Source organism: Pseudidiomarina insulisalsae (genome assembly GCF_003987065.1).
Taxonomy (GTDB): Bacteria; Pseudomonadota; Gammaproteobacteria; order Enterobacterales; family Alteromonadaceae; genus Pseudidiomarina; species Pseudidiomarina insulisalsae.
In genome coordinates, this window is record NZ_PIPY01000002.1 from 301339 (window position 1) to 311654 (window position 10316).

Here is a 10316-nt window from a genome sequence, read left to right on the forward strand (position 1 = left end):
GTCACAAACCTACGCTTTCACGACTGATGAACATGGCAGCAACATCGGCAAAGCGATTATCCGGCTCTGACTGTTCCAGCATCAGATAGATTTGCTGATACGCGAGTACATTTTTTACATAGTCCCGGGTTTCTTTGTAGGGAATGGTTTCAATCCAGCGATCCATCGCCATAGGCTGTTCCGGCACCCAGTCAACGACCCGGTAAATACCGCCGTTATAGGCCGCTGTCGCCAGCACCCAGTTACCGCCGAGCCGCCGCTTTAGATCGGCCAGATAGCGCGTGCCAAGTAAAATATTGGTATTCACCTGATACAGATCGAAGCGGCTGTAATCACGACGACCTACATACTTAGCCGTGGTCGGCAGCAGTTGCATCAGACCATGAGCGCCGGCATGAGAGTGCGCGTCAAAGCGAAACGAACTTTCCCGGCGCGATATAGCTAACGCCCACGCCATATCAATACCCGCAGCTTTGGCGTGCTCGCGATGCTCAGTTTCATAGGCAAAGGGAAAACGCTGTGCTATCGCGCCGAACTCGCCCAGCTGTCCCAGCGTGTAAATAGCCTGATCATGCCAGCCCCACTGCGATGCCAGAGCCGCCATTAGTTCTTGTTCACGCGGCGTGGTTACCTGCAGCAACTGGTACCATTCACGGCGCGCGTCAAGATAACGCTTTAACTGCAAAAACTCGTAAGCACGCTGCACGCCGGGCAGGCTTCGCAGGGTATCGAGTTCATCCGCTGAATAATTCAACCGTTCGCGCGCCAGTTGCAGCGGCTGATCTAATTTGGTGGCGGCCAGAAAGCCATAATAGTTACGTTGACCCGCCACTTCTTCAAATTGCGCGCGCGCCCGTTGCGGCTGATTCAGCTCTTCATAGGCACGGCCGCGCCAGTAGCGCCACTGCGCGCTTTCGGTCGACGTCGCCAGTTCTGCCACGGGGTCATCAATAAAGGCCTGCCAGTTTCCCTCGCGCACCCATTCAGCCAGCTGCCATTGCAGCGTCTGCGCGTCATGCTCATAGGGTTCAAGCCGCATCAGCCACTCGTGTGCCTGAGGATGATCTTTCGCACTAAGTGCTACGGCAAACTTTTGTTCCAGTTCTGTCACCTGCGAGGGCGTCAGTAGCACCGAATCAGGTAGCGTTGTCATGGTGCGTATGGCCAAATCGGGGTCGCGCCAGATAAGACGACCTAACCCGTAGGCAATAATGCTGGCGGCGCGCTCAGCATTACGCCCGGAGTGGTCCGTCAGGTTATCCAGTTCGCGCACCAGATTCGCCGGGTTACGGCGTACCTGACGGTAACTCAGAATAAGCGAGCGTGTTGGCTCTTCCACCAGGCTTGCCAGATAAGGTAATAAGGTGTGCTTACCCTCCTCGGCGGCGAGCTTCGCCCGTTGCCAGACCCGTTCCTCGTTACGACGACCCGCAGCAGTCCAGCTGGCAAGCAAGGGATCACAGGCTCTAGGTAGCGACTCACCGGTTAGCCATAACTGATCAACCGCGCGTAAGACCGCGGGTTTGGGCTGGGTGCCCTGCTCCAGAGTAAAACGCCAGAAATAGCAGCGATGCTCCACCTTACCTGGATGTCGAAAGTCGCGTAAAAAGCGCTGTTGCTCATCCTTGCGTGCCAGATAATCAAGCCAGGGGTAGCGTAACTGCCAGTCCATGGGGGTGTCTTTGGTGGCATTAAAAAACTGCAATACCCGGTCTTCATTGGCCAGATAACCCACCTGTTGCAGCCGCTCCAACTCGAGATAAGGCAATAAAGGATAGTTATCGAGTGCCGCAACAAGTTGTTGATATTCAGCCATTCGTCCCCGCTTGGCCGCATATTCAGCTTGCACAAATAGCTCTCGCTGTTGCGCGCGCTTATCGTCAGTTGCCAGCTTCGGGTCATGAATCTTGGGCTCAGCAAGGCTCGCCGGGCTTGTCAGGGCCGTAAACAGAAGCGCACAAATTGTACATCGAACTAACCGCATAATTTCAAACGCTCGTTTAAATAATCATTGAAAAATAAGCGCAATCGGGCCAAACTCTTTGTCATTACATATCGTATCTTCGCGTTACTACGAATCATACGCTAACCGAAAGCAATCTGAAAATCAGGAGACCTTATATGATTTATCAGGGTGATAGCATTCGGGTTGAATTTGTTTCTGACGGTATTGCTGAGCTGCAGTTTGCAGCCGCCGGCTCAGTAAACAAATTCGACCAGAAAACCTTGGAAGAATTCAGCCAGGCTTTGGCAAAGCTTGCCGAAACCGACGACCTGCGCGGTGTTATCGTTACCAGCAGTAAGCCCACCTTTATTGTAGGTGCGGATATCACTGAATTCCAAACCTTGTTTGCCGATGTTGAACAGACCAAACAATGGGTCCACAAAGCGTCTCGCGTCTTCGACCAACTGGAAGATTTACCGGTGCCTACCGTTGCTGCTATCACTGGCTTTGCGCTGGGTGGCGGTTGCGAAGCAACGCTGGCGTGTGATTATCGTGTGGCAGACACCTCCGCGACCATCGGACTGCCGGAAGTTAAATTAGGTCTTATTCCGGGCTTCGGTGGCACCATGCGTTTACCACGCATTATTGGCCCTGATAACGCTTTGGAAATGATCACTACCGGCAAAAATAACTCGGCCACTGACGCGCAGAAAGTGGGTCTGGTCGATGCCGTTGTCGCGCCTGAGAAGCTGCGCGAAGCCGCTTTGGCTATGGTCAGCCAGGCAATAAATGGTGACCTTGACTGGCAGGCCAAGCGTCAGCCGAAGTTGGAACCGCTACAAGCCAATGATACCGAACTTACCATGACCCTGGTGACCGCCAAAGGCATGGTTGCCGCGAAAGCCGGCAAGCACTACCCCGCGCCGCATGCAGCCATTAAAGCCATTGAAGATGGCGCGCGCGATTATCGCGAAGAGGCGCTGAATGCTGAAAATGAAGCTTTCGTAGGCCTCACGCAGACCGACGCATGTCATGCCCAGGTCGGTATCTTCATGGCCGATCAGTTTGTTAAAGGCAAAGCCAAAAAAGCGGCAAAACAAGCGACTAAAGAAATCAAATCAGCCGCCGTTTTGGGCGCTGGCATTATGGGCGGTGGCATCGCCTACCAGTCGGCATACAAAGGCGTGCCTGTTGTCATGAAAGACATTCGTCAGGAAGCCCTTGATCAGGGTATGGGCGAAGCGAGCAAAATTCTTGGCAAGTTGGTTGAGCGTGGCAAGATTGACCATAAGAAAATGGCGAAAATTCTGTCCTCGATCACCCCTACTTTGCTCGATGAAGCCGTTAAAAACGTCGATATCGTCGTTGAAGCCGTGGTTGAGAATCCAGATGTAAAAGGCAAAGTACTGGCGCAAATGGAAGATATCGTCGCCGATGACGCCATTATCGTGTCGAATACCTCAACTATCTCGATCGACCGGCTGGCGAAAAATCTGAAAGATCCGTCACGCTTCTGCGGCATGCACTTCTTTAACCCAGTGCACAAAATGCCATTAGTTGAAATTATTCGGGGCGAAAAGACTCCAGACGAAACCGTCAACGCCGTAGTTGCCTATGCATCACGTATGGGCAAAACCGCAGTCGTCGTGAATGACTGCCCGGGCTTTTTGGTCAACCGCGTGTTATTCCCTTACCTTGCTGGATTTGCCGGAATGGTCGACGAAGGCGTCGATTTCGCTGCTATCGATAAAGTGATGGAAAAGAAATTTGGCTGGCCAATGGGCCCGGCTTACCTGTCAGACGTTGTTGGTATTGATACCGCCGACCACTGCACCGTGGTTATGGCCGAAGGCTTCCCATCACGCATGCCGCGTGACACTGATAGCGCCATTGCTAAGCTGGCGGCAGCTGAGCGTTACGGCCAGAAAAACGGCAAAGGCTTTTACAACTACGGCACCGACAAAAAAGGTCGCCCGACCAAAGAAAAAGCCCCGGAAGTATACGACATGCTCGACATTACGGGCAAAGAGCTTAGCGCTGACGAAATCATCGCCCGTACCATGGTCCCTATGGTCAACGAGTGTGTGCGTTGCCTTGAAGAAGGCATCGTCGGCTCTGCCGCTGAGTGTGACATTGCCTTACTCTATGGCCTTGGCTTCCCACCATTCCGTGGCGGACCTTTCCGCTACCTCGAAACCATGGGCCTTGCCAACTTTGTCGAGCTGGCAGACAAATACGCGCATTTAGGTGAAATGTATCAAGTCACCGACGGCCTGCGTGAAAAGGCGAAAGCCGGTAAATCTTACTTTGCGGGCTAACGGAGGAATTTATGAAAGACGTAGTGATTGTCGACTGTATTCGTACCCCAATGGGACGCTCAAAGAACGGCGTATTTCGTAACGTTCGCGCCGAAGATCTCTCGGCGCACCTGATGAAAGGCCTGCTGGAGCGCAATCCGGAAGTTGACGTAAACGAACTCGAAGACATTTATTGGGGCTGTGTACAGCAAACCCTTGAACAAGGCTTCAATATTGCCCGTAATGCCGCGTTAATTGCCGGTATTCCGCATCATGTCGCCGCAGTTACCGTCAACCGTCTGTGTGGCTCGTCCATGCAAGCCATGCACGACGCAGCGCGCGCCATTATGGCTGGCGACGGTGATATCTTTATCGCCGGCGGTGTTGAACATATGGGCCATGTGCCCATGACCCACGGCATCGACTTCCATCCGGGTATGAACAAGTCAGTAGCCCGCGCCTCAGGCTCTATGGGCATGACCGCGGAACTTTTGGCGAAGAAATTTGATATCGATCGTGCCGCCCAGGACGCCTTTGGCGCCCGCTCACACCAGCGCGCGCATCAGGCCACCATTGATGGCCGTTTTGCCAAAGAGATTCTGCCGATTGAAGGTCACGACGCCGACGGCGTATTGCGCCTGATCAAAGAAGACGAAGTCATTCGCCCGGAAACCACCGTCGAAGCACTGGCACAACTGCGCCCAGTATTTGACCCGGCCAATGGCACCGTGACCGCCGGCACCTCGTCTGCACTGTCAGACGGCGCCGCCGCCATGCTGATTATGTCAGCCGACAAAGCCAAAGCGCTCGGCCTTAAGCCTCGGGCGAAAATCCGCGCCATGGCCGTCGCCGGTTGCGACCCATCCATCATGGGCTTCGGTCCCGTACCGGCCACCAAAAAAGCACTGAAGCGTGCCGGCCTGAGCATCGACGACATCGACTTGTTCGAGCTTAACGAAGCCTTCGCCGCACAGTCACTGCCAGTGTTGAAAAGCCTGGGCCTGCTGGAGAAAATGGACGAAAAAGTGAACCTCAACGGCGGCGCGATTGCCTTGGGTCACCCACTCGGCTGCTCCGGCGCACGTATCTCCACCACCTTGCTGAACCTGATGGAGAACAAAGACGCCACCCTGGGCCTTGCCACAATGTGCATTGGCCTTGGCCAAGGTATTGCCACCGTGTTTGAGCGCCTCGACTAAGACGCGCTTTTTACCCGCACGGTTTTACCGTAAAATAAATGCCGCATTCCCATCGGAACGCGGCATTTTTTTATCGGCCAGCACAACAAAGGAAGCAGCATCCGTGACTGAAACCATCACCGAAACCCTCGACACCCTGGGCCTGCGTTGCCCCGAGCCCGTGATGCTGATCCGCGCTGCCATCCGCCGACTCGAGCACGGCGCCCTGCTCGAAGTCATTGCTGACGACCCCGCCACCACACGCGACATTCCAAGCTTCTGCCGTTTTATGGATCACGAGTTAGTGCTCGCAGAAACAACGCGCGCGCCCTATCGCTACGTCATCCGCAAAGGCGGGTGAGGAAAAGCGTTATTCGTTATTCTGCGCTGCGCTATTCGTACGCTGCGCTTCTCGTTTAAAAGATAAAAACATTAATCGTGTTGCGAAGGCCGGGTGCGGAGCGAGAATGCTAACTCAATGGGTGCGTGCCGCATGGATGCGGCACACAAGCCCCCAGGGATGGGTTTACGGCGTCCCATTGAGTTAGCATTCTGGCTTCGCACAAAGGCCGGCGCGGATTAGATGTATTTTTGCCAGAATTCGGCTTTGCCTTTGGATTCGTCGAGTTGATAGGGTTTGAAACCGAACTTTTCGTAGGCGATTTTTGCTGGTTCGTTGCCTTGTAGCACTTCGAGGGTGAGCTTCACGCAGCCGCGGAATTGCGCCAGGGTTTCCACTTCTTCCAGTAAGCGCTTGGCGATGCCTTTGCCGCGGAAGTCTTCAGTGACCGCAATATCGTGAATATTCATCACGGGTTTGGCAGCAAACGTCGAGAAGCCTTCCACACAATTGGCCAGCCCCACCGGCTCGTCGTCAACGAAAGCAATCAGCGAGAATACATAATCACGCTTTGCCATCTCGTCAATCAGGTTTTCTCTGGTGTCGGCAGGTAATGCCTCGCCGCCTCCCATCGGGTCCTGTGCGTAATCATCAAGCATCGCCACGACCGCCTGACGATGTTTCGGGTTTTGATAATCAGCTAAAGTTATATCAACCATGTCGTACTCACGTTATTAAAGAAAAGTCACGCATTTCATCACAGACCTCGTGATAACAATGACAGTGTACGACATGATCATTCACCATGCCCACCGCCTGCATAAACGCATAACAGATTGTTGTGCCAACAAAGCTAAAGCCAGCTTTTTTCAGGCCTTTAGCCATAGTATCAGAAACTTTATCTGAGGTGGGAATGTCGTCTCCCTGACGAGCAAAGATACGCGGCGAACCGTCACTGAACTGCCATAAAAAGGTATTGAATGGCATACCAGCCTCGCGCAGTTCCAGGAACGCCTTAGCGTTTTTGAAAATAGACTCAATTTTCAGTCGGTTGCGGACAATTCCCGCATTCTGCATGAGTTCGCTTTTGTAGTCTTCAGGCAACCTGACTATTTTCTCAGGATCAAAGTCACAAAATGCCGCTTCGTAGTTTGCCTGTTTGCGTAGAATCGTAATCCAGCTCAGGCCGGCCTGCTGACCGTCGAGGCAGAGCTTGGCAAACAACTCCTGGCTGTCGGCCACCGGCCGTCCCCAGACCGTGTCGTGGTAGTGAACATACTGTGGGTCGTTACCGCACCAGCGACATCTTTGCACTGAAGACTGCATTTTTGGACGCGCTCCTGTAACCCTGCATCAACAAAGGGTATAATTTACGCCAATTTTGATTAAAAATCAGCACGAGAACAACCCATGGCCAGCTATGATGTAAAAACCTTTCAAGGTCTCATCCTCGCGCTCCAGGATTACTGGGCGCAGCAAGGATGTGCCGTGGTGCAGCCGCTCGATATGGAAGTGGGCGCCGGAACCTTTCACCCGATGACCTTTTTGCGCGCCGTTGGCCCTGAGCCAGCGAACTTCGCTTATGTTCAGCCCTGCCGGCGTCCGACCGATGGTCGTTACGGCGAAAACCCGAACCGCTTGCAACATTACTATCAGTTTCAGGTCATTCTTAAGCCGTCGCCCAGCAATATTCAGGAATTGTACCTGGGCTCGTTAGAGATGCTTGGCTTTGACCCTCTGGTGCATGACATTCGCTTCGTCGAGGATAACTGGGAATCACCCACTTTAGGGGCGTGGGGCTTAGGCTGGGAAGTTTGGCTGAACGGCATGGAAGTAACTCAGTTTACCTATTTCCAGCAGGTCGGTGGCCTTGAATGTAAGCCGGTGGCCGGTGAGATTACCTACGGGCTTGAGCGTCTGGCCATGTATATTCAAGGCGTGGATAGTATTTACGATCTGGTTTGGACCGATGGCCCACGCGGTAAGATATTCTACCGTGATGTGTTCCACCAAAACGAAGTCGAGCAGTCCACTTACAACTTTGAACATGCTGATGTCGCGGTGCTATTCGACCGTTTTGACGCATGCGAGCGTGAGTGTGAACACTTACTAACCAATAATTTGCCGCTGCCAGCATACGAACAGGTCATGCGCGCTTCACATGCGTTTAACCTGCTTGATGCCCGTCATGCGATTTCCGTGACCGAACGTCAACGTTATATATTGCGTGTCCGCACCATGGCGAAAGGCTGCGCCGAAGCCTATTACGCTGCGCGCGAAGCGCTTGGTTTCCCTCTGGCAGAGCAAGGAGCATAAGTCGTGGAATTCGCTACCCTACTCGTAGAAATTGGCACTGAAGAATTACCGCCAAAGGCGCTGAAAGGCCTGAGTGAAGCCTTTGCCAGCAACCTGGCCCAACAGTTAACAGATAACACTATTAAGCATGGCGAGGTCCGCGCCATGGCAACCCCACGGCGCTTAGCTGTGCAGGTGACTGAAGTGGCGAGCCAACAAGAAGATCAAGTCGTCGAAAAACGCGGCCCCTCTGTCGACGTTGCCTTCGATGCCGACGGCAACCCTACCAAAGCAGCACAGGGCTGGGCCCGTTCTAACGGTATCAGCGTTGAGCAAGCTGAACGTCTGAGCACTGACAAAGGCGAATGGCTGTTATACCGTGCCGAAGTGAAGGGCCAGCCATTGCATGCCATTTTGCCCGACTTCGTCGCCAAAGCGCTGGATCAGTTACCTGTTCCGAAGCCGATGCGCTGGGGCAACAGTAACGTTCAGTTTATTCGTCCCGTACACACCGTCACCATGTTGCATGGTGATGAATTGATTGCCGGTGAAGTACTTGGTGTTGCGTCGAATAATAAATTGTTAGGTCATCGCTTCCACTGTCCGCAAGGCACGAGCATTCGCCACGCTGATGAGTACGAAGAGGTACTTGAGAAAGCCTGGGTTGTCGCTGATTTTGCAAAACGTCGGGCAAACATCCAAGCAGGTATAAATGAACAGGCGCAGACTGCAAAAGGACGCGTTCAACCTGATGCGGAGCTACTTGATGAAGTGACGGCACTGGTAGAGTGGCCTGTGGTACTTAGTGCCGACTTCGACGCTGAGTTTCTGAACGTTCCCAAAGAGCCATTAATTGTCACCATGAAAGACGACCAGCGGTACTTCCCGTTGGAAGATAATGAAGGGAATTTGCTGCCAACATTCGTGTTTGTTACCAACATTGACAGTAAGGATCCGCAACAGATTATTTCCGGTAACCAGCGGGTTGTACGCCCTCGCCTGGCCGATGCACAATTCTTTTTTGAGACCGATAAGAAGACGCCTCTCGCTGAGCGCGTAGATAGCCTGGCAACCATTTTGTTCCAGAAGCAGTTAGGTAGCATTAAAGACAAATCCGACCGCATTGCATTGGTAGCCGGTAAAATTGCCGCGCAGTTAGGCAGTAACAGTGACATTGCTGAACGCGCGGGCTTTTTGTGTAAAGCGGACCTGACCTCGCAAATGGTGTTGGAGTTTCCTGAAACGCAGGGCGTTATGGGTATGCACTATGCTCGCCATGATGGTGAACCTGATGGTGTCGCCGAGGCGATTTTTGAACACTATCTGCCGCGATTTAGCGGCGACCAGTTACCGCAAACTGTACCGGGCTGTGCCGTGGCCATTGCTGACAAGCTCGACTCGCTGGTAGGTATCTTTGGTATTGGCCAGACGCCAAAAGGTGATCGCGACCCATTTGCGTTGCGTCGTTCGGCTATTGGTTTACTGCGCATTATTGTTGAAAAGGACCTGCCGCTTGATCTGCAAGAGTTGGTGGCTCTGGCGAAAGAAAGTTTCGGAAACCTGTTAACCAACCCAGACGTTGAAAATGAAGTGGTTGAATTCTTGCTCGGCCGTTTCCGTCCCTGGTATCAGGAACAAGGTATCAGCGTTGACGTTATTCAGGCGGTATTGGCACGCCGTCCTACCGCACCGGTTGATTTTGACCGTCGCGTACATGCCGTAGCAGCGTTTCGCCAGCTGCCAGAGGCAGACGCCTTAGCCGCCGCTAACAAACGTGTAGCCAATATTCTTGCGAAAGTTGATAGCCCCATTGCCGACAAAATCGATAGTGGATTGTTGTCAGCACAGGAAGAGATAGAGCTTGTAAAGGCGCTGGAAGAAGCCGAGCTGCGTTCTGCCGATGCACTTAAGGCAAGTGACTATACCGGTGCTTTAAAGGCGCTAGCGGCGCTACAAAAGCCCGTCGACGCGTTCTTCGATAATGTTATGGTGAATGCAGATGACGATGCGGTAAGAGAAAACCGTCAGGCATTACTGCAACGCCTACGCGGACTCTTTTTGCAAATTGCTGATATCTCAGTACTGAATCAGTAAACTTTAGTTGCGACAGGAAATAAAAAAGGAGCCGATTGGCTAATGCCGATCAGTTAAGAAATATTTTAGCGATCGCTTGACCGATCCTCCCAATAGATCAGAATCCGTAGTTAGTTAACACTGGCTACGGATTTTTTTATGCAACTTACTACAGCGCTGGCAATGGC

At 52.9% G+C, this 10316-nt stretch carries 8 protein-coding genes; 5 read left to right on the forward strand and 3 right to left on the reverse strand.

Translation table 11 applies throughout. The annotated features are described in order from the left end of the window. Nucleotide 1: 1 nt before the first annotated feature. Nucleotides 2-1984, reverse strand: a complete 1983-nt coding sequence (locus CWI71_RS02920; RefSeq protein WP_126753759.1) for a lytic transglycosylase domain-containing protein — start codon at nt 1982-1984, stop codon at nt 2-4. 137 nt (nt 1985-2121) lie between these two features. Here CWI71_RS02920 and fadB point away from each other — a divergent pair, with 137 nt between their 5' ends. The 3 genes from fadB (at nt 2122) to tusA (ending at nt 5781) form a co-directional block, all read left to right on the forward strand. Continuing rightward, entirely contained in the window at nt 2122-4263 is a 2142-nt protein-coding gene (gene fadB / locus CWI71_RS02925) for a fatty acid oxidation complex subunit alpha FadB (RefSeq protein WP_126753760.1), read from the forward strand. Between the two features lie 11 nt (nt 4264-4274). Next, a complete protein-coding gene (fadA, locus tag CWI71_RS02930) occupies nt 4275-5441 on the forward strand; it encodes an acetyl-CoA C-acyltransferase FadA (protein WP_126753761.1) in 1167 nt (388 codons plus the stop codon). Between the two features lie 103 nt (nt 5442-5544). Further along, nucleotides 5545-5781 carry a sulfurtransferase TusA gene (gene tusA / locus CWI71_RS02935; protein ID WP_126753762.1) on the forward strand — a complete coding sequence of 79 codons (237 nt, stop codon included), beginning with the start codon at nt 5545-5547 and terminating at the stop codon, nt 5779-5781. 218 nt (nt 5782-5999) lie between these two features. Here the strand turns inward: tusA and CWI71_RS02940 are convergent, their stop codons facing one another. Both CWI71_RS02940 and CWI71_RS02945 read right to left on the reverse strand, forming a co-directional pair. Continuing rightward, the gene (locus CWI71_RS02940) at nt 6000-6479 is read right to left on the reverse strand and encodes a GNAT family N-acetyltransferase (protein WP_126753763.1); all 480 of its coding nucleotides are present in this window, start codon (nt 6477-6479) and stop codon (nt 6000-6002) included. Nucleotides 6480-6486: 7 nt separating this feature from the next. Further along, a complete protein-coding gene (locus CWI71_RS02945) occupies nt 6487-7086 on the reverse strand; it encodes a DNA-3-methyladenine glycosylase I (protein WP_126753764.1) in 600 nt (199 codons plus the stop codon). Between the two features lie 84 nt (nt 7087-7170). Here CWI71_RS02945 and glyQ point away from each other — a divergent pair, with 84 nt between their 5' ends. Then, nucleotides 7171-8076 (forward strand): glycine--tRNA ligase subunit alpha, encoded by a 906-nt coding sequence (glyQ, locus tag CWI71_RS02950; RefSeq protein WP_126753765.1) that lies wholly within the window; start codon nt 7171-7173, stop codon nt 8074-8076. 3 nt (nt 8077-8079) lie between these two features. Beyond that, nucleotides 8080-10149 (forward strand): glycine--tRNA ligase subunit beta, encoded by a 2070-nt coding sequence (gene glyS / locus CWI71_RS02955; RefSeq protein ID WP_126753766.1) that lies wholly within the window; start codon nt 8080-8082, stop codon nt 10147-10149. Nucleotides 10150-10316 lie beyond the last annotated feature (167 nt).